The organism is Methylobacterium sp. Leaf123, assembly GCF_001423405.1.
GTDB lineage: Bacteria > Pseudomonadota > Alphaproteobacteria > Rhizobiales > Beijerinckiaceae > Methylobacterium.
Window position 1 is genome coordinate 232,164 of record NZ_LMNS01000039.1, and the last position, 24,377, is coordinate 256,540.

Annotated in this window: 26 protein-coding genes and 1 riboswitch; of the genes, 13 read left to right on the forward strand and 13 right to left on the reverse strand. The window is 68.3% G+C overall.

What is annotated here, in order from left to right:
• The first annotated feature begins 110 nt into the window (after nt 1-110).
• On the forward strand, nt 111-929 hold the full coding sequence (locus ASF53_RS23160; RefSeq protein ID WP_156635796.1) for a HesA/MoeB/ThiF family protein: 819 nt from the start codon (nt 111-113) through the stop codon (nt 927-929).
• Here ASF53_RS23160 and ASF53_RS23165 read toward each other — a convergent pair.
• From ASF53_RS23165 to rpmI, 5 genes are all read right to left on the reverse strand, one after another.
• Entirely contained in the window at nt 877-1,752 is an 876-nt protein-coding gene (locus ASF53_RS23165) for a DUF1186 domain-containing protein (RefSeq protein WP_056204872.1), read from the reverse strand. The genes ASF53_RS23160 and ASF53_RS23165 overlap by 53 nt on opposite strands.
• Nucleotides 1,753-1,779: 27 nt before the next feature.
• A complete protein-coding gene (pheT, locus tag ASF53_RS23170; RefSeq protein WP_056204497.1) occupies nt 1,780-4,203 on the reverse strand; it encodes a phenylalanine--tRNA ligase subunit beta in 2,424 nt (807 codons plus the stop codon).
• A gap of 64 nt (nt 4,204-4,267) precedes the next feature.
• Nucleotides 4,268-5,347 (reverse strand): phenylalanine--tRNA ligase subunit alpha, encoded by a 1,080-nt coding sequence (gene pheS / locus ASF53_RS23175; protein ID WP_056204500.1) that lies wholly within the window; start codon nt 5,345-5,347, stop codon nt 4,268-4,270.
• A gap of 184 nt (nt 5,348-5,531) precedes the next feature.
• Entirely contained in the window at nt 5,532-5,897 is a 366-nt protein-coding gene (gene rplT, locus ASF53_RS23180; RefSeq protein ID WP_056204503.1) for a 50S ribosomal protein L20, read from the reverse strand.
• A 53-nt stretch (nt 5,898-5,950) separates the two neighbouring features.
• Entirely contained in the window at nt 5,951-6,154 is a 204-nt protein-coding gene (rpmI, locus tag ASF53_RS23185) for a 50S ribosomal protein L35 (protein WP_003602670.1), read from the reverse strand.
• Nucleotides 6,155-6,594: 440 nt separating this feature from the next.
• Between rpmI and ASF53_RS23190 the strand changes: the two genes are divergently transcribed.
• Together ASF53_RS23190 and ASF53_RS23195 are read left to right on the forward strand one after the other, a co-directional pair.
• On the forward strand, nt 6,595-7,728 hold the full coding sequence (locus ASF53_RS23190; protein WP_056204506.1) for a glycosyltransferase family 4 protein: 1,134 nt from the start codon (nt 6,595-6,597) through the stop codon (nt 7,726-7,728).
• 159 nt (nt 7,729-7,887) lie between these two features.
• Nucleotides 7,888-10,224: an amylo-alpha-1,6-glucosidase gene (locus ASF53_RS23195; protein WP_056204512.1), complete on the forward strand. Its 2,337-nt coding sequence runs from the start codon at nt 7,888-7,890 to the stop codon at nt 10,222-10,224.
• Between the two features lie 193 nt (nt 10,225-10,417).
• Here ASF53_RS23195 and infC read toward each other — a convergent pair whose 3' ends face one another.
• Both infC and ASF53_RS23205 read right to left on the reverse strand, forming a co-directional pair.
• Nucleotides 10,418-10,939, reverse strand: a complete 522-nt coding sequence (gene infC, locus ASF53_RS23200; RefSeq protein ID WP_003602674.1) for a translation initiation factor IF-3 — start codon at nt 10,937-10,939, stop codon at nt 10,418-10,420.
• A gap of 176 nt (nt 10,940-11,115) precedes the next feature.
• On the reverse strand, nt 11,116-12,345 hold the full coding sequence (locus tag ASF53_RS23205) for a glycosyltransferase family 4 protein (RefSeq protein WP_056204517.1): 1,230 nt from the start codon (nt 12,343-12,345) through the stop codon (nt 11,116-11,118).
• A gap of 126 nt (nt 12,346-12,471) precedes the next feature.
• Between ASF53_RS23205 and ASF53_RS23210 the strand changes: the two genes are divergently transcribed.
• Nucleotides 12,472-13,257: an alpha/beta hydrolase gene (locus tag ASF53_RS23210; protein ID WP_200943321.1), complete on the forward strand. Its 786-nt coding sequence runs from the start codon at nt 12,472-12,474 to the stop codon at nt 13,255-13,257.
• 75 nt (nt 13,258-13,332) lie between these two features.
• Here ASF53_RS23210 and ASF53_RS23215 read toward each other — a convergent pair whose 3' ends face one another.
• Together ASF53_RS23215 and ASF53_RS23220 are read right to left on the reverse strand one after the other, a co-directional pair.
• Complete coding sequence (locus ASF53_RS23215; RefSeq protein WP_502690598.1) at nt 13,333-13,617, reverse strand: BQ00720 family protein; 285 nt, start codon at nt 13,615-13,617, stop codon at nt 13,333-13,335.
• Between the two features lie 185 nt (nt 13,618-13,802).
• On the reverse strand, nt 13,803-14,234 hold the full coding sequence (locus ASF53_RS23220; protein WP_003602681.1) for an Hsp20 family protein: 432 nt from the start codon (nt 14,232-14,234) through the stop codon (nt 13,803-13,805).
• A 587-nt stretch (nt 14,235-14,821) separates the two neighbouring features.
• Between ASF53_RS23220 and ASF53_RS23225 the strand changes: the two genes are divergently transcribed.
• From ASF53_RS23225 to ASF53_RS26075, 7 genes are all read left to right on the forward strand, one after another.
• Nucleotides 14,822-15,304, forward strand: coding sequence for a hypothetical protein (locus ASF53_RS23225; RefSeq protein ID WP_056204524.1), 483 nt, complete (start codon nt 14,822-14,824; stop codon nt 15,302-15,304).
• A gap of 71 nt (nt 15,305-15,375) precedes the next feature.
• Complete coding sequence (locus ASF53_RS23230) at nt 15,376-16,077, forward strand: MotA/TolQ/ExbB proton channel family protein (protein ID WP_056204527.1); 702 nt, start codon at nt 15,376-15,378, stop codon at nt 16,075-16,077.
• A gap of 84 nt (nt 16,078-16,161) precedes the next feature.
• On the forward strand, nt 16,162-16,623 hold the full coding sequence (tolR, locus tag ASF53_RS23235; RefSeq protein ID WP_056204529.1) for a protein TolR: 462 nt from the start codon (nt 16,162-16,164) through the stop codon (nt 16,621-16,623).
• Nucleotides 16,624-16,663: 40 nt separating this feature from the next.
• Nucleotides 16,664-17,752, forward strand: coding sequence for an energy transducer TonB family protein (locus ASF53_RS23240; protein ID WP_056204878.1), 1,089 nt, complete (start codon nt 16,664-16,666; stop codon nt 17,750-17,752).
• Nucleotides 17,753-17,809: 57 nt separating this feature from the next.
• On the forward strand, nt 17,810-18,379 hold the full coding sequence (locus ASF53_RS23245; protein ID WP_056204531.1) for a metallophosphoesterase family protein: 570 nt from the start codon (nt 17,810-17,812) through the stop codon (nt 18,377-18,379).
• Between the two features lie 236 nt (nt 18,380-18,615).
• Nucleotides 18,616-18,942 (forward strand): hypothetical protein, encoded by a 327-nt coding sequence (locus ASF53_RS23250; RefSeq protein ID WP_003601051.1) that lies wholly within the window; start codon nt 18,616-18,618, stop codon nt 18,940-18,942.
• 79 nt (nt 18,943-19,021) lie between these two features.
• Nucleotides 19,022-19,270 (forward strand): hypothetical protein, encoded by a 249-nt coding sequence (locus tag ASF53_RS26075; RefSeq protein ID WP_156635788.1) that lies wholly within the window; start codon nt 19,022-19,024, stop codon nt 19,268-19,270.
• Between the two features lie 104 nt (nt 19,271-19,374).
• Here the strand turns inward: ASF53_RS26075 and ASF53_RS23255 are convergent, their stop codons facing one another.
• Nucleotides 19,375-19,614, reverse strand: coding sequence for a hypothetical protein (locus ASF53_RS23255; protein WP_056204533.1), 240 nt, complete (start codon nt 19,612-19,614; stop codon nt 19,375-19,377).
• Nucleotides 19,615-19,791: 177 nt separating this feature from the next.
• Between ASF53_RS23255 and flaF the strand changes: the two genes are divergently transcribed.
• Complete coding sequence (gene flaF / locus ASF53_RS23260; RefSeq protein WP_056204535.1) at nt 19,792-20,166, forward strand: flagellar biosynthesis regulator FlaF; 375 nt, start codon at nt 19,792-19,794, stop codon at nt 20,164-20,166.
• Between the two features lie 168 nt (nt 20,167-20,334).
• On the opposite strand, the gene ASF53_RS23265 is transcribed toward flaF, so the two are convergent.
• Together ASF53_RS23265 and thiC are read right to left on the reverse strand one after the other, a co-directional pair.
• Complete coding sequence (locus ASF53_RS23265; protein ID WP_056204537.1) at nt 20,335-20,682, reverse strand: flagellar protein FlaG; 348 nt, start codon at nt 20,680-20,682, stop codon at nt 20,335-20,337.
• A 216-nt stretch (nt 20,683-20,898) separates the two neighbouring features.
• Complete coding sequence (gene thiC / locus ASF53_RS23270) at nt 20,899-22,791, reverse strand: phosphomethylpyrimidine synthase ThiC (RefSeq protein WP_056204539.1); 1,893 nt, start codon at nt 22,789-22,791, stop codon at nt 20,899-20,901.
• 74 nt (nt 22,792-22,865) lie between these two features.
• Nucleotides 22,866-22,970, reverse strand: a riboswitch (TPP riboswitch).
• A 258-nt stretch (nt 22,971-23,228) separates the two neighbouring features.
• Between thiC and ASF53_RS23275 the strand changes: the two genes are divergently transcribed.
• Nucleotides 23,229-23,492: a hypothetical protein gene (locus ASF53_RS23275; RefSeq protein WP_056204542.1), complete on the forward strand. Its 264-nt coding sequence runs from the start codon at nt 23,229-23,231 to the stop codon at nt 23,490-23,492.
• Between the two features lie 115 nt (nt 23,493-23,607).
• On the opposite strand, the gene trhA is transcribed toward ASF53_RS23275, so the two are convergent.
• Complete coding sequence (gene trhA / locus ASF53_RS23280; RefSeq protein ID WP_056204545.1) at nt 23,608-24,288, reverse strand: PAQR family membrane homeostasis protein TrhA; 681 nt, start codon at nt 24,286-24,288, stop codon at nt 23,608-23,610.
• Between the last annotated feature and the right edge of the window lie 89 nt (nt 24,289-24,377).

Genomic DNA, 24,377 nt, shown 5'->3' on the forward strand with positions numbered 1-24,377 from the left:
GGGAAAACAGTGACTCTTCGTTGGTGGGCCAGCCCTAGCACGCACCTGCTCCGTGCGCAGCAAGCCCCCGACCGCTTCCGCTCCCCGTCCAAGCGGCTTACATGGCGCACATGGCCCTCAACTCCCAAGAGATTGAACGCTACGCCCGCCACCTCGTCCTGCGCGAGGTCGGCGGCCCGGGTCAGGCCCGGCTGAAGGCGGGGCGCGTGCTCGTTATCGGCGCGGGCGGGCTTGGCGCGCCGCTGATCCAGTATCTCGCCGCGGCCGGTCTCGGCACGATCGGCATCGTCGATGACGACACCGTCTCGCTGTCGAACCTGCAGCGTCAGGTCATCCACGGCACGCCCGATATCGGCCGCCCGAAGGTCGAGAGCGCGGCGGAGGCCGTGGCCCGGCTCAACCCGCATGTGCGCGTCGAGACCCATGCCTGCCGGCTGACGCCCGAGAACGCGCTGGCTTTGCTCGCCGACTACGATCTCGTTGCCGACGGTTCGGACAACTTCGCCACCCGCTACGCCGTCTCGGATGCTTGCTTTGCCGGCAAAAAACCGCTGGTGACGGCGGCGCTCGGTGCCTTCGACGGCTCGCTCACGACGATCCGCGCTCACGAGACCGGACCGACGGGTGAGCCGAACCCGACCTATCGCTGCCTGTTCCCGAGTCCGCCGCCGCCGGGCAGCGTCGCGCCCTGTGCCGAGGCCGGCGTGCTCGGGGCGCTCGCCGGCGTGATGGGCTCGCTGATGGCGATGGAGGTGATCCGGGCGCTGGCCGGTTTCGGCGAGCCCCTGGTCGGGCGCTTGCTGATGGTGGACGCCCGCTCGATGCGCTTCGAGACGCTGGCCTATGCCTGGGACCCGGACAACCCGCTGAACGGGGTCAGGACAAGCCCGGCAGCCGAGCCGGCGAGGCCCCCGCTTCCGCCGCGTTGAGGCAGCACTTCTTGTACTTCTTGCCCGAGCCGCAGGGGCAGGGATCGTTGCGGCCCACATCCTTGAACGGGTTCTTGACCGGCTGGCCGTAGGATTCCGCGGTCCAGGCCAGCGCACCGACCGGGTCGTCGAGATAGCCGTAGCGGTGGGCATCGAAGGCGCTCAGGTCCGGCGGCGCGGCGCTCGCCTGTTTGAGCGCCTTGCGGAACCACGCAAGATCGCTGAACTCGTCGGTGATGCGGCCATCGCGCCGGGCCGCCTCCGCCCGCGGGGCGAGCGCGATCAGCCCGAGATAGGCGATGGCCTCTTCCCAGCCGATCCAGGCCGGGGCCTCCTCGACCGCCGCGCGCGCCTCGTCGAAGCGCACGAGCAGGGCTTCCGCCTCGGCGAGGGGAATCCGGCCCTGCCGCGTCAGGAAGCCCAAAGCCGCGAAGGCCGCGTTGCGCAGGAAGTCGTCGGCCGTGCTGTCGAGGATCAGCCGGGCCAGCGCCGCGGTGTCGCCGTCGAAGGTCGAGGCGATCACCGCCGGGAGCGTCTCGGCCGAGGCGTCGCCGAGAAGCCCGTCGACCGCCTCGCCGTCCTGGCGCATCAGGCGCATCAAGAGCGGGAAGACCCGCGTGTCGCGCGCCGCGGCCAGCGCGTGCAGCCCCCAGAACAGGAGGTTGGTCTCCTCGTCCGCGATCGCCTCGGCATCCGCCGCCGCCCGCTCCAGCAGGGCGAGCACCGGTTCGGCGACCGCCTCGGGATTCTGGGCGGCCCGCTTCAGCGCCTCGGCCGGGAGATGGTTCTCTTGCGTGAGAACCGCGACGAGGTCCGCATCCATGACCATCTCTCCCTCGGCCTCTCTCGATCAGGAGCGCAGGGTCGCGCCGGTCTTCTTCGACACCTCGGCGACGATCTTGGCGCTCACCGCCTCGATCTCCGCATCGGTGAGGGTGCGCTCGGAGGGTTGCAGCCGCACCGCGACCGCGACCGACTTCGACCCGTCCGGAATGCCGGCGCCCTCGTAGAGGTCGAACACCTCGATCCCGGTGATCAGCTTGCGCTCGGCGCCCTGGGCCGCCTTGAGGATGTCGGCGGCGGCCACGTCGCGGGGGACGACGAAGGCGAAGTCGCGGGAGATCGCCTGAAGGTCGGACAGAGCCAGGGCGGGCTTGGCCTTGGTCGGCCGGTGGCGCGGCAGCGGCAGGGAATCGAGGGTGATCTCAAAGGCGACCAGCGTACCCTTGAGGTCCATCGCCTTCAGGAGCCGCGGATGCAGCTCGCCGAAATGGCCGACCACGTTCTTCGGCCCGAATTGCAGCGTGCCCGAGCGGCCCGGATGCAGCCAGTCGGGCCCGCCGGCCACGACCTGAAGCCCGCCGGTCGGGACGCCGAGCGCCGCGAGCAGCGCCAGCGCGTCGGCCTTGGCCTCGAACGCATCGACCGTCTCGGCCGCGCCGCTCCAGTGGCGGCCCGCGCCGGCATGGCGCGCCGTGCCGCGGCGCAGGCCGGTGGCGCGCAACGACTGGCCCTCCGGCTCGTCGCTGGCGAAGCACTGGCCGACCTCGAACAGGGCGGTGTCGGGGAAGCCGCGGTCGGCGTTGCGCTGCGCGGCCCGCAACAGGCCCGGCACGAGGCTCGGACGCATATCGGAGAGGTCGGCGGCGATGGGGTTGGCGAGCGCGAGATCCGCCCCGCCGCCGCCGAACAGCCGGGCATCCTCGTGCGCGACGAAGGAATAGGTCACCGCCTCCAGCATGCCGCGGCCTGCCAGCGCCCGCTTGGCGAGGCGACCGCGCCGCTGCAGCACGGTGAGCATCGGCTCGACCGCCACCGTCTCGACGCGCGGCAGCGGCTTCGGCTCGATCCGGTCGAGGCCGGCGATGCGCACGATCTCCTCGACGAGGTCGGCCTTGCCTTCCACGTCCGGCCGCCAGGACGGCGGCAGCACCTTCACCCGGTCACCCGAGCCGGAGATGTGGAAGCCGAGCGACTCCAGCGTCACCTTCATCTCGGCCCGCGACAGCTCGATGCCGGCCAGCCGCCGCACCTCGGTCCAGGGGAAATCGATGACGCGGTCGAGATCCGGAATCTCGCCGGCGACGCGCGCCTCGCTCGGGCTGCCGCCGCACAGGTCGATCACGAGGCGGGTGGCGAGGTCGAGCCCCGGCAGGGCGAAGGCCGGATCGACGCCGCGCTCGAAGCGGTAGCGGGCATCGGTGATGATGCCGAGGCGCCGCCCGGTGCGGGCGATGTTGCGTGGATCCCAGAGGGCCGACTCGATCAGCACGTCGGTGGTGCTCTCGTCGCAGCCGGAGGCCTCGCCGCCCATGATGCCGGCGATCGACTCGACGCCGTTGCCGTCGGCGATCACCACGGCGTCGGAATCGAGCCGGTAGGTCTTGCCGTCCAGCGCGACGAGGCTCTCGCCCTCCTCGGCCCGGCGCACGGTGAGGCCGCCCGCGACCTTGCGCGCGTCGAAGACGTGCAGCGGCCGGCCGCGGTCGAAGGTCATGTAGTTGGTGATGTCGACCAGTGCGTTGATCGGGCGCAGGCCGATCGCCCGCAGGCGCTTCTGCATCCACTCGGGCGACGGACCGTTCTTGACGCCGCGCACGAGGCGGAGCGCGAAGAGCGGGCAGAGGTTTTGGTCGTGCGGCTCGAACTGGAGGGTCACCGGCACGGGGCAGTGCCCCTCGCCCCGCACCGGCGGCATCGGCTCGCGCTTGAGGGTGCCGAGGCCGGTGGCGGCGAGATCGCGGGCGATGCCGTGGATCGAGGTGCAGTCCGAGCGGTTCGGCGTCAGGTTGATCTCGATGACCGGATCGTCGAGCCCGGCCCAGAGGGCGTAGGGCGTGCCGACCGGCGCGTCGGCGGGCAGGTCGAGGATGCCGTCATGGTCCTCGCCGAGGCCGAGTTCCGCGCCGGAGCAGAGCATGCCGCGGCTCTCGACGCCGCGGATCGTGCCGACCGACAGGGTCATGGCCTTGCCCGGAACGTAGGTGCCGGGCGGAGCGAAGACCGAGAGCATGCCCGCGCGGGCGTTCGGCGCGCCGCAGACGACCTGAAGCGGCTGGCCGTCGCCGGCATCGACCTGACAGACACGCAGGCGGTCGGCATTCGGGTGCTGCTCGGCCGAGATCACCTGCGCGATCACGTAGGGGCGAAGCGCGGCGGCCTTGTCCTCGATGCCTTCGACCTCGAGGCCGATCCGCGTCAGCGTCTCGGCGATCGCGTCGAGCGAGGCCTCGGTGTCGAGGTGGTCCTTGAGCCAGGAGAGGGTGAATTTCATCTCAGAACATCCTCGCGGCCGCCGGAGCGGACCGGGCCGGGATCGAAAGGCGGGGCGGCGGGGCTCAGGCGGTCAGGCCGCCGACCAGGCTCGGCACGTCGATCGGCCGGAAGCCGTAATGCTCCAGCCAGCGCACATCCGCCTCGAAGAAGGGGCGCAGGTCCGGCATGCCGTATTTGAGCATGGCGAGACGGTCGATGCCCATGCCGAAGGCGAAGCCCTGGACCTGATCCGGGTCGAGCCCGCCGCTGCGCAGCACGTTCGGGTGGACCATGCCGCAGCCCAGAACCTCCAGCCAGTCGGTGCCCTCGCCGAAGCGCAGCTCCCCGCCCTTGCGCGAGCATTGGATATCGACCTCGGCCGACGGCTCGGTGAAGGGGAAGAACGAGGGGCGGAAACGCATCGTCACGTTCTCGACCTCGAAGAAGGCGCGGCAGAACGATTCGAGCACCCATTTCAGGTTGGCGATGTTGGCCGAACGGTCGATGACAAGGCCCTCGACCTGGTGGAACATCGGCGTGTGGGTCTGGTCGGAATCGTGCCGGTAGGTGCGGCCGGGCATGATCACGCGGATCGGCGGCTGCTTGGCGCGCATGGTGCGCACCTGAACCGGCGAGGTGTGGGTGCGCAGGAGCTTGCGCCGCCCGAGATGGTCGGGGGCAAGGAAGAACGTGTCGTGCATCTCCCGCGCCGGGTGGCCTTCGGGGAAGTTCAGCGCGGTGAAGTTCAGCTCGTCCGTCTCGATATCGGGCCCTTCCGCCACCGAGAAGCCGAGATCGGCGAAGATCGCGGTGATTTCCTCGATCACCTGGCTGATCGGGTGGATGCGGCCGCGGATCTCCGGCGCCTCGCGAAGGGGCAGCGTCACGTCGATCCGCTCGGCGGCGAGCCGCGCATCGAGGGCGGCGTTCGCCAGCGCCTCTCGCTTCTGAGCGATCGCGCCCTGAACCCGGTCGCGCAGGCCGTTGATGAGGGGGCCGCGCTCCTTGCGCTCCTCCGGCGTCATCGCGCCCAGCGTCTTCAGCAGCTCCGAGACGCTGCCCTTCTTGCCGAGCGCCGCGACGCGCAGGGCTTCGAGGCTGGCCTCGTCCCCGGCCTGCTCGATCTGCCCGAGAAGATCGCGTTCGAGAGCGTCGAGATCCATTACCGCTGTCCTTGGCCAGTCGTCCGGGGCTGCCTTCGCGCGTCGTTCGCATTCCTGCAAGCGCGCGAATGGGGCGGGCCGGGGCCGTCGGGCCGACATGCCCCGGCCTGAAATGAAGAAGGCGCGGCGCTTGCCGCGCCGCGCCTTGTCAGAACTTCGAGCGTTCCGCCGTTCGGCGGAGCGATCAGGCGGCCTTCGGCAGGGCCGACTTCGCCTTCTCGACCACGGCCGCGAAGGCGGCCGGCTCGTGGATGGCGAGTTCGGAGAGGGCCTTGCGGTCCACCTGGATGCCGGACTTCGCCAGAGCATTGATGAAGCGGGAATAGGTCAGGCCATGCGCGCGCACCGCCGCGTTGAGCCGCTGGATCCAGAGAGCGCGGAAGGTGCGCTTCTTGTTCTTGCGGTCGCGGTAGGCGTACTGCAGACCCTTCTCCACCGCCTGCTTGGCGATGCGGATCGTATTCTTGCGGCGGCCGTAATAGCCCTTGGCAGCCTTCAGAACCTTCTTGTGCTTCGCGTGACTAGTCACGCCACGTTTGACGCGGGCCATGGGAGATCTCCTGGAACGTTAAGACAAAACAGATCGCGGGGGGGTGGAAGAACTTACCGCTGGTTCGGCAGGAAGTACTTCTTCACGTTGGCGGCATCGCCCTCGAACAGGGTCGTGGTGCCGCGCAGGTTGCGGATCTGCTTGTTGGTCCGCTTGATCATCCCGTGGCGCTTGCCGGCCTGGGCGTACATCACCTTACCGGTGCCGGTGATCTTGAAGCGCTTCTTGGCGCCCGACTTCGTCTTCAGCTTGGGCATTTCGCTCTCCTGAAACGCGACAGCGATCCGGCCGGCGGCCGGAACTTCGCGCTTGATGCTGCTGGAGCAACGGGAACCGCCACGGCAGCCCTAATCGGCCGGGCGGTTCGACGCGGGCGGCTTATGGCAGAAACCTTTTGGAGTTTCAATCGACCCGCTTGCGACCCACGTGCTCGGAGCCGCGCTCGCGGGCACGGCTTCCTCACGTGGCGTGCTCATTGCGTGCCGGACACCGTCAGGGCGCGACAGCGCCGGAGGCAGTCCGGCCGGCTAACATATGTGGAAAACCGGTATTGTGTGGGCTTGCAAAGATTGCCGCTCGCCCCATTCGCGGGGCGGAACCATAAACCTTGGCTGTCTGTTTCGTTCATGTCCCGCTCAGGCCGCGTCCCCCATTAGTCTCGCCAACATCCCTATTTCCTGTCACAGGAGACGTCTTCGTGCGCATTGCCCAGGTTGCCCCGCTCGCGGAAGCCGTGCCGCCGAAGTTCTATGGCGGCACCGAGCGTGTCGTGTCGTGGATCACGGAAGAACTCGTACGCCAGGGTCACGACGTGACCTTGTTCGCGAGCGGTGATTCCCAGACTTCGGCCAAGCTTGCTGCCTGCCATCCGGAGGGCCTGCGCCTTCTCGGCTACCGCGACCACACCGCGGGCCACCTCGCCATGCTACATCACGTGCATCGCCGGGCACACGAGTTCGACGTGATCCACTTCCACATCGATCTCTTGCAGTATCCGATGTTCGAGGATCTCTACCATAAGTGCCTGACGACCATGCATGGTCGCCTGGACGTGCCGGACTTCATGCCGGTCTACAACACGTTTACCGGAATGCCCCTGGTTTCGATCTCGGACAACCAGCGCGAGCCGATGCCGGACAGCTCCAACTGGCTGGCCACGATCCATCACGGCCTGCCCAAGCAGAACTGCCCCTTCTATCCGGAGGCCAAGGGCGGTTATCTCGCCTTCCTCGGCCGCATCTCGCCCGAGAAGCGCCCCGACCGTGCGATCGAGATGGCGATCCGCTCCGGCACGCCGCTGAAGATCGCCGCCAAGGTCGACAAGGCCGACCAGGAGTACTGGGACGAGACGATCGAGCCGATGATCCACCACCCGCTGGTGGAGTATATCGGCGAGATCAACGAGGAGCAGAAGAAGGACTTCCTCGGCAACGCCCTGGCGCTCGCCTTCCCGATCGACTGGCCGGAGCCCTTCGGCCTCGTGATGATCGAGGCGATGTCGGCCGGCACCCCGGTGATCGCCTTCGGCAACGGCTCGGTCCCGGAAGTCATCAAGGACGGCGTCAGCGGCTTCATCGTCAACTCGATGGATGAGGCGATCGAGGCTTGCCGCAAGGTCAAGGATCTGCCGCGTGCCGGCGTCCGCGCCCATTTCGAGGGTCGCTTCACCGCCGAGGTCATGGTCCGCAAGTACGTCTCGGCCTACGAGCAGCTCCTGGCCGGCCAGGGAAACGTGATCAAGATGCCCGCCGCCAGCGCCTTCTCACCCCAGTACGGTGAGCTGAACGGTTCGGCCCACGGCCCGATCCACGTCGCGGCGATGCCGGCCTAACCGCTCGACGAAAACCCGCCCCGGCCCTCGCCGGGGCCGGCGAAACGCCTAACTGAATGGGTCCGACAGGGCCGCCGGTCGCTGCGAGGCGATTCGGCGGCCTTCGATTTGCGAGGGTCACCTCGCTCGCATCGGATCAACGGCAAAAAGGCGCTTCGCATGGCGGCACAGGACGACGCAGCCCATCTCCACGCCGACGGCTCCGAGGGACAGACGACCTCGCGGTTCGGCTTCCTCGACGCCGACGAGAACCTGCCGCAGTATCATATCGAGGCGCAGGCCTCCCTGGTGGACCGCCCCTTACGCGCCCTCAAATACGGCGAGGCCTTCGCCGTGCTCGACAGCTACGGCGACATCGGCTGGGTTCCGGGGCCGGAGGGCCTCTACTTCCAGGACACGCGCTACCTCTCGCGCCTCGCGTTGACGATCGAGGACGAGCGGCCGATGATGCTGTCCTCGGCGATCCAGGACGACAACGGAGCGCTCAGCGTCGATCTTACCACCCCCGACATCCGGCTCGACGCGGGCGACGAGACCGCGATTCCCCGCGAGCTGATCGCCATCGAGCGCACCAAGTTCCTGTTCAAGGGCGCCTGCTACGACCGGATCGGCCTGCGCAACTACGACACCCGCCGTCGTCGCCTGCGCATCGGCGTGACGTTCGACGCCGATTACCGCGACCTGTTCGAGGTGCGCGGCTCGGACCGGGTCAACCGCGGCAAACGCACCGTCGAGCGCCGCAGCGAGACCGAGGTGCAGTTCCGTTACGCCGGTCTCGACGAGATCGTGCGCACCACCTCGCTGCATTTCGGGCCGAAGCCGCACACGCTGGAGCCGGGCAAGGCCGAGTTCGTGGTCGAACTGGAGCCCGGAGCCAACACCTCGCTGTTCATCCGCGTCGTGTGCCAATCGCACCGCGCCTATACCAGCGCGCCGGGCCCGGAGCGGGCGGGTGAATCTGCCGCCGCTGCCCTGTCGCGGGCGGCGGGCAGCCTGTCCGAGCAGCCGGACCGGTCCTTGAGCGAGGGGCGCGTCTTCGCCCGCGCCTATCGCGACAATCGCCGCGACCAGCGTCAGATCACCGCCGGCATCACCACGATCATCTCTTCTAACGATCAGTTCAACGAGGGGCTCTGCCGGGCGACCGCCGACCTCTACATGCTGGCGACCCGCACGCAGGAGGGCATTTACCCCTTCGCCGGCATCCCCTGGTACTCCACGGTGTTCGGGCGCGACGGCATCATCACGGCAATGATGGCGCTCTGGATCGACCCGAATTTCGGCAAGGGCGTGCTGCGCTTCCTTGCCGCCACCCAGGCCAAGACCGTCGATCCGGCCGCTGACGCCCAGCCCGGCAAGGTGCTCCACGAGACCCGCCGCGGCGAGATGGCGATGCTCGGCGAGGTGCCCTTCCGGCACTATTACGGCACCATCGACGGCACGCCGCTCTTCGTGATGCTGGCGGCCCAGTATCATGAGGTGACGGGCGACCTCGATACGATCCGGGCGATCTGGCCGCAGCTCAAGCTGGCGCTGGACTGGATCGATCAATACGGCGACCGCGATGGCGACGGCTTCGTCGAATATGCCCGCGAGACCGAGCAGGGGTTGGCGAACCAGGGCTGGAAGGACAGCCACGATTCGATCTTCCACGCCGACGGCGCCATGGCCAAGGGGCCGATCGCGCTGTGCGAGGTTCAGGGCTACGTCTACGCCGCCAAGCGCGGCGCGGCGCGGCTGGCGAGCCTGCTCGGCGAGGACGACCTGTCGGTCCGGCTCTCGGCCGCCGCCAACACGTTGCGCGAGAACTTCGACAAGGCGTTCTGGTGCGAGGAAATCGGCACCTACGCGCTCGCCCTCGACGGCGCGAAGCGTCAATGCGCCGTGCGCTCCTCCAACACCGGCCACGCCCTGTTCACCGACATCGCTCTGCCGGAGCGGGCTTCACGCGTCGCGGCACAGCTCCTGTCCAATGACGGGTTCAACGGCTGGGGCATCCGCACCATCGCCAAGGGCGAGGCGCGCTACAACCCGATGTCGTACCACAACGGTTCGATCTGGCCGCACGACAACGCGATCTGCGCCCTCGGGCTCGCCCGCTACGGCCTCAAGGAGGAGGCGGCGCGGGTGTTCGAGGGGATGTTCGACACGAGCCTGTACTACGACCAGAAGCGCCTGCCGGAGCTGTTCTGCGGCTTCATGCGGCGGCGCCAGCGCGGCCCCGTGAGCTACCCCGTGGCCTGTTCGCCGCAGGCCTGGGCGGCGGCGGCACCCTTCGCCTTCCTCGCCGCCTGCCTCGGGCTCGAAATCGACCACGCCCGCAACCGCATCCGCTTCCGCAACCCGATCCTGCCGCGCTTCCTCGAAGCGGTGGAGCTGTTCAACCTCAAGCTCGGCGACGCGCGGGCCGATATCCGCCTGCACCGCCACGGCGACGACGTGACGGTCTCGGTGACGCGGCGCGTGGGCGACGTGCAGATCGCGATGCTGAAGTAGGCCTTTTCTGATCATAATTGCGGGAGCCTACGGTTCCCCTCTCCCCGCACGCGGGGAGAGGGGAATTCGCACATCCCGAAGCGACCAATCGGACACCGACGCAAAACGAAAAATGCGCCGCCCCCACGAGGGAGCAGCGCATTTGCAGGGGAGCCTTGTCCGCGAGCGTGCGGAGAGGCGAAGGCCGAGACGGTTAGCGCGGCGCCAGGATCATGATCATCTGGCGGCCTTCGAGCATCGGCTCGCTCTCGACCTTGGCGATCTCCTGGGTCTCCTGCTTCACGCGCTCCAAGAGCCGGAGGCCGATATCCTGGTGGGCGATCTCGCGGCCGCGGAAGCGGAGGGTGACCTTGACCTTGTCGCCTTCCTCGAAGAACCGCTGAACGGCCTTCATCTTCACTTCGTAATCGTGCTTGTCGATGCCGGGGCGGAGCTTGATCTCCTTCACCTCGACCGTCTTCTGCCTCTTGCGGGCTTCGTTCTGCTTCTTCTGTTCGTTGAAGCGGAAGCGCCCGTAATCGAGGAACTTGCAGACGGGAGGGACCGAGTTCGGCGCGATTTCGACGAGGTCGAGGCCGACCTCCTCAGCCATGGCCAGCGCGTCGAAGAAGGGCACGACACCCCGGTTCTGCCCATCTTGGTCGATGAGCTGGACGTCGCGGACGCCGCGTATGTCCCGGTTTGCGCGCGGCCCGTCCTTCTGCGGGGCCGGCATGGCTCTCATTGGTCTGCGAATGGCTCAGTTCTCCTGTATCAACGACAAAACGGCAGCCTGAGAGCCACCGCGTCTGGCGAGCCCCGGCCACCGATTGATCCGGCTCGGCCGGACGGCACTAACTTGGCAAATCTTCTTGCCGAGTCAACTCGCGGGACTGATTTCGGTTCACCCTGTCACGTTTTCGCTCGGTTCAGAAGCTCGGCGTAGACGTTCAGGGTGCCGTCGATCATGCGATCGAGCGAGAAATTGGCCTCGACATGGGCCTGCGCCCGGCGTGCGAGGCCGTCGCGGGCGCTGGCGCCGAGCGAGAGCGCGTCCTTCAGGGCATCGGCCAGTGCCGCGGCATCGCCGGGGGGCACCCGCCAGCCGGTGCGCTGGAAGGGCTCGACATCGGGGGGCGCCAGCACCGTCTCCGGCACGGCGCCGAGATCGGAGACCACGACGGGAATGCCGAGCGCCTGCGCCTCGACCGCCGAGCGGCCGAACGCTTCCGGCTCCACGGAAGGGACCGCCACGACGGAGGCCGCGCGGAACGCCGCCGGCATGTCGGTGCAGTGGCCGACCCGGCGCACGATGCCCGACAGGCCGCGCGTCTCGATCAGCGCATCGAGTTCGCGCTCATAGGCCGTGCGCCCCTGCGGATCGCCTGCGAGCACCACGGCGAAGTCGGTCAGGCCGAGATCACGCAGGCGGGCGGCGGCCTCGATCAGCACGCGCTGGCCCTTCCAGGCGGTGAGCCGGGCGGCCAGCAGCACGACCCGCTCGTGCGGTGCCACGTTCCAGGCCCGGCGCAGGCTCTCGACCCGGGCCGCTCCGACCGCCGAGGGCGTGAACGCCGCCAGATCCGTGCCGCGGTGGATCACGCTGATCCGCCCCCCGGCCTGGTCGGGATGGGTCCGGCGGATCAGGTCGGCGGTGTAGTGCGAGTTGGCGATGACGACGTCGCCCCGCGCCATCACCGAATTGTACAGAACCTTGACGCTGGTCCGGCCCGAATAGCTGCCGTGATAAGTCGTCACGAAAGGCAGTTTCAGCCGGCGCGCGGCGCCCAGCGCGACCCAGGCCGGGGCGCGGGAGCGGGCATGCAGGATCTGCACGTTCTCCCGGCGGCAGAGCCGGGCGAGGCGCTCGACATTGAGCGCCATGGCGAAGGGGTTCTTGGTATTGGCCGGGAACGGCACCCAGATTCCGCCCTTGGCCTGCAACTCGCCGACAAGCCGCCCGCCTTCCGTGGCGACGAGCGGCCGCGCACCGGCCTCGGCGAGGGCGGCCGCGACATCGACAGTGGTGCGCTCGGCGCCCCCCGCCTCCAGCGCCGGGATGATCTGCAGCACCGTGACGCCCGCCAGGGGCGACGCCTCGGACAACTGCACGGGGCCGCCCGACAGGCTGCCTCCGGTCATCGCGTCACCCGTGGCGGGACGGTCGCTTGGAATTGGGTCATGGGGTAAGGATTGTCCCCGCGGCTTTACGGTTCGGTAAACGAAGCGTCGCCGCGTTGTTTCAGAATCACAGGATTTAACGCGCCAGTGAGCGATCCGGAGACTTCGCCGGGCGAATTGCCCCTCGTGACGCTCGATATCGGAGCCCCCTCCCCGCGCCGGCTGGCGGTGCGGGTCCGGGAGGGCGAGGGGCCGCCCGTAGTCTGGCTCGGCGGCTTCCGCTCCGACATGCGGGCGACCAAGGCCGCCGCCCTCGACGCCTGGGCGGCCGAGAACGGCCGGCGCATGGTGCGGTTCGACTATTCCGGGCACGGCGAGTCGGAGGGGCGCTTCGAGGACGGCACCATCTCCGATTGGCTCGCCGATGCCTGCGCCGTCATCGACCGCTACGCGAGCGCGCGGCCGATCCTCGTCGGCTCCTCCATGGGTGGTTGGATCGCCTGCCTCGTCGCCCGCGAGCGGGCGCGGCGCGGGGTGCAAGTCGGCGGAATGGTGCTGATCGCGCCGGCCCTCGACTTCACCGAGGCGCTGATGTGGGACGCCTTCCCGGCGCAGGTCCGGCAGACCCTGGAGCGTGACGGCGTGTGGTATCGGGAGACGCCCTATGCTCCGAAACCCGACCCGATCCGCATGGCGCTGATCGAGGACGGGCGGCGCCACCTGTTGCTGGACACGGCCCTGGAGCCGGGCTGTCCGGTGCACATCCTTCAAGGTATGGCCGATCCGGACGTGCCCTATCCCCATGCCCTGCGGATTCTGGAGCGCCTGCCCGCGCAGGGGACGCGGCTGACGCTGATCAAGGATGGCGACCACCGCCTGTCGCGGCACGAGGATATTGACCTCCTCGTGCGCACGGTCGCGGCGATGGCCTGAGGCGCTCCCCGGAAACCACCGGGGATGCGCTATCCATTTGTCCCGGCATCGTCTTTTTCCGATCGGGACGATGCCCTAGTGCAGGCTCACCGGGAAGAGTTGGTGGGCCATGGCGTTCGCCACGGCGACCTCGCGGGAATCCGTGAGCAGGATCGGCGCGCCGCTCGCCGAGAGCAGGGCGAACAGGTCGAGGCCGGGGGTCATCTCGGGAGCCTGCGGGAACAGGCTGCGCACCTCGTCCGAACGGATCGGGCGGACATAGGCGATGTGCCCCTCGCCAAGTGCGGCGAACTCCGCCGGGTCGATGGCGGGGTTGGCATTCGTGTCGATGGTCAGGTCGGTCGTCGTGACGTCGGTCATGGCAGTGGTCATGGAATGCCCTCCTTCCGAGGCAGAGCGTTGAACCGGATATGGTCCCGCATAGTGGCAGCGACAAATCCGGGTTGGGGTGGAGGCCCGAGAGACGGGCGACGCAGCCTGCGATGCATCGACGCGGTTCGCCCGCATCGGCCGTGCGCTGCGCTGGTCCGGATCACCATTCAGGATCAGGGATCCTTGGCGGCAATCGCGATCTTGCGCACGATGCGCTCCGGCTCCGGTCGTGCCAGATCGATCGCCAGCAGCCCGTTCGACAGCTCCGCGCCCAAAACCTCCATGCCGTCGGCAAGGAGGAAGGCCCGCTGAAACTGCCGCGCCGCGATGCCGCGGTGCAGGTAATGACGGGACTTGTCGTCGACCTGCCGCCCTCGCACGACCAGTTGATTCTCCTCCAGGGAGACGTCGAGCTGATCCTGCGTAAAGCCGGCCACCGCGAGCGTGATACGCAAGCGTTCAGGCTCGCGTTCGCTGCGGGTGACACGTTCGATATTGTAGGGCGGATATCCGTCGCTGGCGGCCTTCGAAACCCGATCGAGTGCCTGCTCGATCTCGTCGAAGCCGAGCAGGAATGGGTACCCGAACGGGGACGGCCGCGTCATCGTCGCTCAAACCTCCGGCAAGGTCCTGGGGGATCGAACGGCGTCGAGCCCTTGGTGGCACCTCGCGGTCTCGAGCCCGCCTCACGGCAGCGCTCTTGAGACGGGATATGGAAAGCGGACGGATGCCGATCAAGGGCGGTCGGCTGGGCGGGCAGCGAAGCGTAGACGACCCCATTTCGGGATAAATAGGCAATCCCGTCGGGATGAATGAGAAATCCCCGCTTGAAGGCCTGCCTTCTCCAATAGTTTGGAATTGCTCTGAAATTCTTAGCAAACCTTGATCAGCACCCTGCTTGTCGGATAGGCACGCCCGGAAACGTACACGGTGCTGTGGGGAGCGCTGGGCGTCACTTTTGCTGTATCCGCACATCGCCCTGCGGCGGAGATTGCGTCACGGTGATCCCGCCTCGGATGACGGCGCCCCTCGGCACCGTCGAAAACTACGGTGCGGCGCGAAACCACGGCGCGGCGAAAGTCGTCGGAACAGCGGCCGTCCTTCGGCCTTCGGGTCAAGCGGCCCGCTCCGGGTCTCCGGGGCGGCGCGAGATTGGGGAGATGAGATCATCGTGATTCAGGAAGGCTGGGGAATGAGCGATGCAGGGCCGGGACGCCGCGGGATCGGGGGACGCCTCCTCGCGGGTGCCGTCCTCGCCGCAGCGCTGCTCACCGCGATCCCCGCCGCGATGGCACAGGACGCGACGCCGGCGGCCAAATCGGACGCCCCGCCCCTGAAGATCGAACTGAACCGGCTCGAGCCCTCGGGCGAGGCCTGCCGCACCTACATGCTCGTCGACAACAGCCGCGGCCCCGCGCTGAAGTCGCTCAAGGTCGATCTGTTCGCCTTCGACACGGAGGGCGTCGCCCAGAAGCGCCTCGCCGTCGAGTTGGGCCCGGTGCAGGAGAAGAAGACCGTGGTGCGGCTCTTCGACTTCGCCGGCCTCGCCTGCCCGAAAATCGGCCGCCTTCTGCTCAACGACGTGCTCGCCTGCGAGGGCGGCGACGCCACCCGCGAGACCTGCCTGGAGCGGATCGAGCCCGCCAGCAAGACATCGGCCGCCTTCGATCGCTAAGGCCGGCCACGGCCGTCCCACCGGTTCGACCGGCTGCGACGGACGCCTATTGGAGCCACGAGGAGTCACACATGGATCCGACGTCCGTGCCCGCCGAGGCGGTCGCTGCAGCCCACGACATGTCGTTCATCGGTCTGTTCCTGCAGGCCGACCCGATCGTCAAAAGCGTGATGATTCTCCTCGTGGTGGCGTCGCTCGCCTGCTGGACCGTCGTCTTCGAGAAGATCGTGCGCCTCTCCGCCGCCAAGCGGCAGGCCAAGGCCTTCGACGCGATGGTCCGCTCCGAGGGCACCATCGATACCGGGCAGAAGGGCATCGCCGGCCACGTGGTCAAGGCGGGGCTCGACGCGTGGCGCGACCAGGATCCGAGCGAGAGCCGGGCCGAGCGCCGCGAGCGGATCGAGCGGGCGATGAAGGGGGCTCTCAGCCTCGAAGTGAAGCGTCTCCAGGGCGGGCTGCCGCTGCTGGCGACCTCCGGCTCCACCGCGCCCTTCGTCGGCCTGTTCGGCACGGTCTGGGGCATCATGAACTCGTTCTCGTCGATCGCGAAGAGCCAGGACACCAGCCTCGCGGTGGTGGCGCCCGGCATCGCGGAGGCGCTGTTCGCCACCGCCATCGGCCTCGTCGTCGCGATCCCGGCGGTGATGGCCTACAACAAGCTCTCCGGTGACGTCGCCCGCGTCCAGTCGAGCTTCGTCTCCTGCATCTCGGTGCTTGGCAACCGCCTCGCCCGTGACCGCGGTCCCCACGCCCGGGCCGCGGCGGCCGAGTAATCCCCTTCTTCGCCGACTCCTGAAACCTTCGCGGCGCCCGCCTCAGTTCGGCGGGCCGTCGCCGACACCCGGAAGGGCGAAGCCATGGCCATGGGAACCGCGCGTTCGGCGAGCGACGACGAGGACGGCCTCGACGCCACGCCGATGTCCGAGATCAACGTCACGCCGATGGTCGACGTGATGCTGGTGCTGCTGATCATCTTCATGGTGGCCGCGCCGCTGATGACGACGGGCGTGCCGGTGCAGCTGCCGAAGACGACCGCCGCCAAGGTGGCGCAGTCGCAGAAGCCCCTCGAAGTCTCCATCGACAAGGACGGCAATCCGTTCATCGCCAAGGACGGCTTCACGCCGGAGACGATCCTGCCGCGCCTGAAGCAGCTCAGGGGGGAGAACCCGGATCAGGTCGTGCTCGTGCGCGGCGACCGGGACGTGCCCTACGGCAAGATCATGGAGGTGATGGGCCTCGTCGGCCAGGCGGGCTTCACCAAGGTCTCGCTGATTGCCCAGTCGGCGGGTGGCGCGCCGGCTGCCGGAACGCCCCGTTAAGCCGATGGCCGCTCCCAAGCCAGCTCCGAAGGCCGCCGCCATGCCGCCGATGCAGGCCCCTATGCCGGCTCCCGTGCCGGCTCATGCCGGGCAGGGATTACCCTCGGGCCCGTCCGAGGGAGGCGGCCAGGGGCGCCTCGCGGCCGCCTTCGTCCTGGCCCTGGCCCTGCACGCCGCGGGGTTGGTCGGCATCACCTATCTGCATCTGACGCCGCCCGCGCCCCCCGGCGAGCAGGAGATCACGATCGATCTCGCGCCGCAGATGGCGGAGGCCGAGACCCAGGCGCCGGCCGAGTCGCAACGGGTCGAAGAGATCCCCGAAGAGGCCAAGCCCGAGGGCGAGCCGGAGACGGCCGAGCCGGTCGAGACACCGGACGAGGTGAAGCCCCCGCCTCCCCCCGAGATGACGGAGGTGATGCCGGAAGAGGTGCAGCCGCCACCGCCGCCGGAAGCCGTCACGGAAGTTCCGCCCGACACGGTGCCCCCGCCGCCGGAGGAGGAGCAGCTCATCGCATCCGAGGCGCAGGAAGCGGAGCCGCTGGCGCCGCCCCCACCCGTGGTGGCGAAGGCGCCGGAGCCGCCCAAGCCCGATCCCAAGATCGAGGAGCGCCGCAAGGCCGCGCTGGAGAAGAAGCGCGAGGCTGAGCGCGAGGCACGCCGCAAGGAGATCCTCGAGAAGAAGCGCGAGGAGGCGCAGAAGGAAGCGCGGATCAAGGCCGCCAAGGCGAAGGCCGAGCGCGACGCCGCCCGGCGTGCCCAGGCGGCGCAGGCGGGCAATTCGCAGCGCAACTCCGCCGCGACCTCGCGTCAGAGCGCGACGGGCACGGCCGCAGCGGCCAACGACCCCAACGCCATGGCGGCCTGGAAGGGCTCCATCGCCGCGACGATCCGCGGCCGGATGAACCGTGAGGCCGCGGCCGGCACCAGCGGCGGCGTGGCGACCGTGCGCTTCACCGTGAGCCGTTCCGGTGCGGTGAGCGGCGCGACCCTGGCCAGCAGCAGCGGGATCGGCGCCATCGACAGCGCCGCGCTCGCGGCGGTGCGCGGCAGTCTGCCGCCCGCCCCCGCCGGGGTGACGCAGTCGAGCCTGCCCGTCGTCGTGCCGCTGCGCTTCAGCCCTGGCCGCTAGGCCGGCATCGTTCTCTCATCCGCTGCGTTGTCCCGCTCACACCGGACAGCGCGGCGGATGACCATCTTCTTCACGAGCGACACGCATTTCGGCGATCCCCGGATTCTGCGGATCGACCGGCGGCCCTTCGTCGATCTGCCGGCCCACGACGCGGCCCTGGTCGAGGCTTGGAACACTATCGTCGGGCCGGACGACACCGTCTGGCATCTCGGCGACTTCGCCCTCGGCCCCCCACCGGAGCGCATCGCGGCCCTGCTCGGCGCGCTCAACGGCCACAAGCATCTCATCGTCGGCAACAATGACGGCCCCGCCAGCCTCTCGGCGCCCGGCTGGGCCTCGGTGGCGCATTATGCGGAGACCGAGGTCGAGGGTCGCCGGCTCGTGCTGTGCCACTACGCCTTCCGGACCTGGAACGGCCTCGGTCGCGGCGCGATCAATCTGCACGGCCATTCCCACGGCCGGCTCAAGCCGATCCCGCGACAATACGATGTCGGCGTCGATCCACAGGGCCTGCGCCCCGTCACCCTCGACCAGATTCTCGTCTCTCGCCGGGGGCGTGGCTCGGAGACGGCGCGCCGAAACCGCGCCGGGCAGGATTCCGCTCGGACGGAAGCCGCCGAGGGATAGGCGGGTCGATCGCGTCCGATCGCGCCGAAGGTTCCGCCGAGAATCATCCAAGAAACTTTCAAGAATCTTGGCAGATCCCGTCAACCGTTCTCGGAACCATCGGCTGAGCGTCACCGTTCAAAGGACCGACACGGACGACGACGCCGCGACAGAATCAGTGAAGACACTGTGATGGTCGCGCGTTGAGTTCCTCTTAACCTTTTCACGACTTCGGTCGAACACAGTCGGTCTGCCCCATGCGTCACCTCATGCGACACACCGTTTTCGCCGGCCTTGCGGCCTCCCTCGTCGGCGTCTCTCTGGTTTCCTCCGCGCTCGCGGCACCCGGCTGCCTCGACGGCCGCCGCAAGATCCAGGAAGCCAGCGCCCTGCGCTATCAGGCCCGCCAGGAAGCGCGGCTCGGCAATCACGACCGGGTTTGTGACACCCTCGACGAGATCGGCGACCGCTACCACGAGGCGCAGGACGCCTTCGAGGATTGCGGGGCCGACATCGTCTCGATCGATCTGCGCAGCGAGCTTCGGTCCCTGCGGGCCGCCAAGCAGGTCAACCGCTGCGACTGACCGGGGCCGACCCGCGCCCCGCGGGTCGAGACCGCCTGTAACCCGATGCTGCAAAAGCCGGATCCGTCCGCGGGCCGGAGTGTGGTCCCGCACCGCCAAGCGTCACCGTGAAGCGCAGGTTCTTTGCAACGAAACCGATCGCTTCGCGCCGGAAGAAACTCTCCCTCCTTCGTTTCAGGGTCTCGCCATGATCGCCGCCGACAGCGCCCTCCGTCAGCCCGCCGCCGAAATGCGGACCGGTCCTTCGTTCGCCGCCGCCCTGTTCGGCTTCCTCGGCAGCACCGTTGCGACGACGATGGTGATGTTCCTGCTCAGCAGCAGCGTCTGACACCGTATCCGCTCGGTGAGCGCGGGTTCAGGACGGCGCGGCGCTCGCGTGAAGCACGACATCGCGCCCTGCAAAGCGAATGCCCCGCTTTCGTGGGGCCTGCTTCAGGGGGCGACCGACCAGAGGCGGTTGGGCGAGAACAGCATCTCCGGATTGCCGACTTGGTTCGCCGTCTTCGGCACCGGGCAGCGGGGCGTCTCGGGGCGGGGGGCGATCACGATCGCGGCCTGAGTGGGTGGCACGAGACCCAGTCGCGCTTGGACCGCCGGGTGCCGCGCAGCAGTGATGGTGACGACGCCGGCGATGATGCAGCCGGCCATCAAGCCGAGAAAGAAGTTCGTCATCTGAAGCGGGTTCCGGACCCGATGCGGCACGGACTGGCCATAAAGGCCGCCACGCCGAAGCACTCGCCCCCTTTCGGGGCGCCAATGCGGCAGATTCCTCGCATACTTGGTTTTAACAAAAGCGATGCATTGATTCGCCTGCGATCGGCCGAGGGCGGCGCAGGGAGAACACCGAAGATGCAGTACGCGGCCAATGCCTATGCGAAGGCCTCGCGCGTGGCGCTCTCTCCTCGGGAAGCCGAGGCGGCCGTTCTGTTGAAGGCCGCCGGCCGACTCCAGTCCCTCGGTTCACAGGTCGAGGCGGGGCCGGCTCTCAACGAGGCGCTGACATTCAACCAGCGCGTCTGGACGATCCTGGCCTCCGCCGCGACCGAGCCGAGCAGCCCGCTCCCCCCCGAGGTGCGCACCAGCATGGCGCAGCTCTCGGCCTTTGTGTTCCACACGATCGTGGACACGATGATCGAGCCGACGGCGCAGAAGATCGAGTCCCTGGTCTCGCTCAACAACCACATCGCCGCCGGGCTTCAGGGCGACGCCGGGCCTGGGGCGTAACAGCCGGCAGACTACCCGCCGAATCGAATCACAACCGCCGGATCAGCCGCCTTCGGCCGCGTGCTGTCCGGGCGCATGCGCCGTTGGTCGTTGCGGCGCGCCGGTGCCCACCCCCCCCGAGGTGCTGTTTCCATCGGAGGGCGCGGGGCGGCTCGGCGGAGTGGCCGGTCAGGCCGTCTTGGCGATGCGCTCGCCCGGAAACGGCGCCGCTTCCCGCGCATAGGCCCGCGCCTTGAGAATCACTTCGTCAGGGATCTGCATCACCACATCGCCGGTCTGCGGATCGGTGACCCGGAAAACGAGGCTCTGGCTGTCCGCATCGCGGGTATAGGCCCGCCGATCCGGCTCGGACGGTTTCGCCTCCGTGCTCTCGGGGCTCACCGCGACGGTGACCGCGGGGTCGAGCACGCGGGAGGCTGGGGCCTCGTCGCGAACGGTTTCCGCGACCGGTCGGACGGGGGTGATGGGGGCGGTTGAGACGGGCGGCGTCGAGGCCGCGGCCCTGATCGGGTCCATGGCTGCATTCCTTCAGTTCCGGCGCGAAGCCGGCCCTCAGGAGATTGCGCGCGTCGCTACCGGAGTCTTAAGGCCAGCCGCTTGTCCCCTGCGAACGCCTGCCAGCCTCACCGATCCGTAAAGATTGCCTGAAGAGTTTTCGCGAATTCGCATCAAACGATCGGTTCTGCGAGGATGGCCGCCCGCCGGACGGCCATCCCGCATTCGACGCGCGGCTTACTCCGCCGCGTCGACGTAGAGCTTGCCGCCCTCTTCCAAGAACTCCTGGGACTTGGCCGCCATGCCGGCTTGGCGCTCGGCGTCGCTCATCGGCTGGGCTTGGCCGATGACGATGCCGGCCTCCTCCATGGCGAGCACGTCGGCGCGCAGATCCTGCGTGATCTTCATCGAGCAGAATTTCGGGCCGCACATCGAGCAGAAATGGGCGACCTTGTGCGCGTCCTTGGGCAGGGTCTCGTCGTGGTAGGCGCGCGCCGTGTCGGGATCCAGCGAGAGGTTGAACTGGTCCTCCCAGCGGAAGTCGAAGCGGGCGCGGCTGAGGGCGTCGTCGCGGAGCTGCGCGGCGGGGTGGCCCTTGGCGAGGTCGGCGGCGTGCGCGGCGATTTTGTAGGTGATGACGCCGGTCTTCACGTCGTCGCGGTTCGGCAGGCCGAGATGCTCCTTGGGCGTGACGTAGCAGAGCATCGCCGTGCCGAACCAGCCGATCATCGCCGCGCCGATGCCGGAGGTGATGTGGTCGTAGCCCGGCGCGATGTCGGTGGTCAGCGGGCCGAGGGTGTAGAACGGCGCCTCGCCGCACTCGCGCAACTGCTTCTCCATGTTGACCTTGATCTTGTGCATCGGCACGTGGCCGGGGCCCTCGATCATGGTCTGGCAGCCCTTGTCCCAGGCGATCTTGGTGAGTTCGCCCAAGGTCTCCAGTTCGGCGAACTGGGCCGCGTCGTTGGCATCCGCGATCGAGCCCGGACGCAGGCCGTCGCCGAGCGAGAACGACACGTCGTAGGCCCGCATGATGTCGCAGATCTCGTCGAATCGCTCGTAGAGGAACGATTCGCGGTGCCCGGCGAGGCACCAACGCGCCATGATCGAGCCGCCGCGCGACACGATGCCGGTGGTGCGCCGCGCGGTGAGCGGCACGTGGGCCAGCCGCACGCCGGCATGGATCGTGAAGTAGTCGATGCCCTGCTCGGCCTGCTCGATGAGGGTATCCTTGAACACCTCCCAATCGAGCTTGAGCGGGTCGCCGCCGACCTTCTCCAGCGCCTGATAGATCGGCACGGTGCCGATCGGGACGGGCGAGTTGCGCACGATCCACGAGCGGATGTTGTGGATGTTGCGCCCCGTCGAGAGGTCCATGACCGTGTCCGCGCCCCAGCGGATCGACCAGACCAGCTTCTCCACTTCCTCGGCGGCCGACGACGTGACGGCGGAGTTGCCGATGTTCGCGTTGATCTTGACCAGGAAGTTGCGGCCGATCGCCATCGGCTCGAGTTCGAGATGGTTGATGTTGGCCGGGATGATAGCGCGGCCGCGGGCCACTTCATCACGGACGAATTCGGGCGTGATGAAGGGCGGCAGCGCCGCGCCGAAGCTGTCGCCGTCGGCGAGCGCGGCTTCCGCCCGCTCCAGCATCTGCGCGCGGCAGGCATTCTCGCGATGCGCCACGTAGATCATCTCTTCCGTGATGATCCCGGCGCGGGCGAACTCGTATTGCGTCACCAGCTGCCCCGGTTCGGCCCGGCGGATCGTCCGCTCGGCGGGGCACGGCGCCACCAGCTTGTCGGCGGCGGCAAAGCCGTTGTCCTCCGGCTTCACTTCGCGCGGCTTCACGGCAGCGTAGCCGCGCCCGACGATCCACGGCTCGCGGACTGGGGCCAGGCCCTTCTCAAGGTCGATGGCCGCATCGGTCTCGGTGTAGGGGCCCGACGGGTCGTAGACCCGCACCGGCTCCTCCTTCGGGTCGGAGAGGGCGATCTCCCGGTAGGGCACACGGATATCGGGGCGGCCGGGCGCCTCCGCGTAGACCTTGCGCGAGCCCTGCACGGGGCCGGTGGTCACGCTGGCGGGATTGCCGTTGGGAAGATCTTTGGGACGGACGGGTGCGTTCATCGCTGTCGCTCCTGAAAGGGGAGGCGACCCGTGGTCCCGACGATGGTGCGGCTGACCGATGCTGCGTGTCAGCAGCGGCCACTGGTTCCCGTCCCTCCGCCGGTACGAGCCGGATCAGGTTCAAGGGTCAGGGCGCAGGCCCACTCTCAGCCCCATACAGGGCCCCCCTCGGAACGATTCCAACCTCTGCTTCGGGGCGATCCTTGTCAATGCATGGCCGGAACGGGCCGATTCGCTGGAAAGATTTTTCCGTTTCGGAAATGGCCCGCTGTCACGGCGGGAAAGCTTGACCGTTTGCCGCGGATTCGAGCCACGGTTTCGACGAAAAACTCACCAATTGAGCCAGGAAGCCCCCTTTGGCGACCCCGCGCTGCGGCTTGGGTGTGGATGACGCCCGTTCCGCGGGTGGCCATGCGCCCGGCTTTTCGCGACACACGATGGCGATGAGCACGGTCATCCCTTTCCGCCGCCCACCTGCCCCCGCCAAGCCGGCTCGCGCCGGCTGCGACGTGGCGGCTGTCGCCGGCGACCTCTTGGACGTGCTCGATCAGCTCGAAGGGCTGGTGGCGCGGGCGGCCAGCATGGACCGGCCCCGGATCGAGGTGGAGCGCAGCGTGCAGCACCTGCTCGATGCGATCAGCGCCGTCGAGCGCGCCTCCGACACTTTGGGCGAGGGCAGCAGCATCTCCGAGCCGGCCTGAGGATCAGGCGTCTTCGGTCTCCGGCTCGGTTTTTCCGCGTTTTCCGTTCACGCGCTGCATCGTCCTGGCGGGTGTCGGCCGATTCGCCGCCCGATGACGGGTCAGCGGCGATCGCTCATGCTCCGGCGTGCAGGACGCTTGCCATGATCGTCCCGTAATGGCAGGCGGTCGCGGCCAGGACAAAGGCGTGCCAGATCGCGTTCTGGAACGGCAGGCTGCGCCAGACGTGGAAGACCACGCCGCCCGAATAGAGCAGGCCGCCAATGGCGAGGAGCCATAGAGCGGACGGGGTGAGCCCCGAGATCACCGACTCGTAGGCGAGGACGCCGCTCCAGCCGAGCATCAGGTAGAGCACGATCGAGACGCGATCCCAGCGGCCGGGCATCAGGATCTTGATGGCGATGCCGGTGAGCGCGACCGTCCAGATCAGGGCGAGCAGCGCCCAGGCGACGGGGCCGGAGCCGACCAGCGCCACCACCGGCGTGTAGGTGCCGGCGATCATCAGATAGATGAAGGCATGGTCGAAACGGCGCAGGATCCATTTGCGCGGGCTCACCGGCCACATGTTGTAGGCGGCGGACGCGCCGAGCATCGCCAGCAACGCGGTAGCGTAGACCAGCAGAGAGGCCCGTTCGATCCATCCGAGATGGTTGAGGGCCGCCGTCACGACCAAGGTGATCGCGCCGAGAAATCCGAGGGCGATCCCTGCGATATGGACTACACCGTCCGCCCGCAGCTCACTGGGCGTGTAGTTCCATGTCAGCGCAAGCGGGCGTCCGTCCTCGGCCAGAAACATCCTCTGCTCCTGTGTTGGCGAGGTATTTAATTCTATAGTGCGGCGAGTCGTTCCATCGTCGGACTAGCGAGCGCGCGGTCTTCCACCGA

What these genes read in the sequence shown, in the direction of transcription:
- ASF53_RS23255 (WP_056204533.1), bottom strand. Translation starts at nt 19,614, where the DNA reads ATGACGAACTTCTTTCTCGGCTTGATGGCCGGCTGCATCATCGCCGGC.
- ASF53_RS23245 (WP_056204531.1), top strand. Translation starts at nt 17,810, where the DNA reads ATGACCATCTTCTTCACGAGCGACACGCATTTCGGCGATCCCCGGATT.
- ASF53_RS23165 (WP_056204872.1), bottom strand. Translation starts at nt 1,752, where the DNA reads ATGGATGCGGACCTCGTCGCGGTTCTCACGCAAGAGAACCATCTCCCG.
- pheS (WP_056204500.1), bottom strand. Translation starts at nt 5,347, where the DNA reads ATGGATCTCGACGCTCTCGAACGCGATCTTCTCGGGCAGATCGAGCAG.
- ASF53_RS23195 (WP_056204512.1), top strand. Translation starts at nt 7,888, where the DNA reads ATGGCGGCACAGGACGACGCAGCCCATCTCCACGCCGACGGCTCCGAG.
- ASF53_RS23225 (WP_056204524.1), top strand. Translation starts at nt 14,822, where the DNA reads ATGAGCGATGCAGGGCCGGGACGCCGCGGGATCGGGGGACGCCTCCTC.
- tolR (WP_056204529.1), top strand. Translation starts at nt 16,162, where the DNA reads ATGGCCATGGGAACCGCGCGTTCGGCGAGCGACGACGAGGACGGCCTC.
- ASF53_RS23205 (WP_056204517.1), bottom strand. Translation starts at nt 12,345, where the DNA reads ATGACCGGAGGCAGCCTGTCGGGCGGCCCCGTGCAGTTGTCCGAGGCG.
- ASF53_RS23220 (WP_003602681.1), bottom strand. Translation starts at nt 14,234, where the DNA reads ATGACGCGGCCGTCCCCGTTCGGGTACCCATTCCTGCTCGGCTTCGAC.
- ASF53_RS23240 (WP_056204878.1), top strand. Translation starts at nt 16,664, where the DNA reads ATGCCGCCGATGCAGGCCCCTATGCCGGCTCCCGTGCCGGCTCATGCC.
- rplT (WP_056204503.1), bottom strand. Translation starts at nt 5,897, where the DNA reads ATGGCCCGCGTCAAACGTGGCGTGACTAGTCACGCGAAGCACAAGAAG.
- ASF53_RS23275 (WP_056204542.1), top strand. Translation starts at nt 23,229, where the DNA reads ATGGCGATGAGCACGGTCATCCCTTTCCGCCGCCCACCTGCCCCCGCC.
- pheT (WP_056204497.1), bottom strand. Translation starts at nt 4,203, where the DNA reads ATGAAATTCACCCTCTCCTGGCTCAAGGACCACCTCGACACCGAGGCC.
- ASF53_RS23160 (WP_156635796.1), top strand. Translation starts at nt 111, where the DNA reads ATGGCCCTCAACTCCCAAGAGATTGAACGCTACGCCCGCCACCTCGTC.
- flaF (WP_056204535.1), top strand. Translation starts at nt 19,792, where the DNA reads ATGCAGTACGCGGCCAATGCCTATGCGAAGGCCTCGCGCGTGGCGCTC.
- thiC (WP_056204539.1), bottom strand. Translation starts at nt 22,791, where the DNA reads ATGAACGCACCCGTCCGTCCCAAAGATCTTCCCAACGGCAATCCCGCC.
- trhA (WP_056204545.1), bottom strand. Translation starts at nt 24,288, where the DNA reads ATGTTTCTGGCCGAGGACGGACGCCCGCTTGCGCTGACATGGAACTAC.
- rpmI (WP_003602670.1), bottom strand. Translation starts at nt 6,154, where the DNA reads ATGCCCAAGCTGAAGACGAAGTCGGGCGCCAAGAAGCGCTTCAAGATC.
- ASF53_RS23250 (WP_003601051.1), top strand. Translation starts at nt 18,616, where the DNA reads ATGCGTCACCTCATGCGACACACCGTTTTCGCCGGCCTTGCGGCCTCC.
- ASF53_RS23215 (WP_502690598.1), bottom strand. Translation starts at nt 13,617, where the DNA reads ATGACCGACGTCACGACGACCGACCTGACCATCGACACGAATGCCAAC.
- ASF53_RS23230 (WP_056204527.1), top strand. Translation starts at nt 15,376, where the DNA reads ATGGATCCGACGTCCGTGCCCGCCGAGGCGGTCGCTGCAGCCCACGAC.
- infC (WP_003602674.1), bottom strand. Translation starts at nt 10,939, where the DNA reads ATGCCGGCCCCGCAGAAGGACGGGCCGCGCGCAAACCGGGACATACGC.
- ASF53_RS23265 (WP_056204537.1), bottom strand. Translation starts at nt 20,682, where the DNA reads ATGGACCCGATCAGGGCCGCGGCCTCGACGCCGCCCGTCTCAACCGCC.